This is a genomic window from Prevotella sp. MGM2, from assembly GCF_002933955.1.
GTDB lineage: Bacteria > Bacteroidota > Bacteroidia > Bacteroidales > Bacteroidaceae > Alloprevotella.
The window spans coordinates 1-589 of the sequence record NZ_BEWW01000070.1; the positions used below are offsets into that span (position 1 = coordinate 1).

At 57.4% G+C, this 589-nt stretch carries 1 protein-coding gene; it reads right to left on the bottom strand.

All coding sequences use genetic code 11. The annotated features are described in order from the left end of the window. Positions 1 to 589, bottom strand: a 589-nt coding sequence (locus C5S62_RS01600; protein ID WP_133159452.1) for a sigma-54 factor interaction domain-containing protein, incomplete at both ends; no start/stop codon positions are given.

Genomic DNA, 589 nt, shown 5'->3' on the forward strand with positions numbered 1-589 from the left:
GCGGCATGACGTCCTCCTGACAGTCGCGCAACGGCGGGACGGTTATCTCGAAGTCGTGCAGACGATATAATAGGTCCTGCCGGAAACGCTTTTCATTGACCGCCTTCTCCAGATCCTCGTTGGTGGCGGCAATGATGCGGACATTGAAACTCCGGTCAGACTTGTCGCCAACGGGACGGAACCGCCGTTCCTGTATGGCTCGCAGAAGCATCTGCTGGGTTTCCGGTGCGAGGTTGCCCACCTCGTCCAAGAACAGCGTGCCGCCTTCCGCCTCATGGAAATAGCCTTTCTTGGCACTGTCCGCACCCGTGAACGCCCCTCTGACGTGTCCGAAGAAAGCCGACGGCGCAAGCTCTTTGGTGAGAGATCCACAGTCCACAGCCACGAACGGCTTTCCCGAACGTTTGCTTTTATCATGCAGGTGGTGGGCGATATGTTCCTTGCCCGTGCCGTTCTCCCCGAAGATCAGCACACTCATATCGGTTGGTGCTACCAGCCTTATCCGGTGCATGATTTTCCGGAAGGCGGAACCGTCACGGGCAAAGACGGGCATACGGCTTCGCCCGATATTCCGTTCTTTCAGTATGGT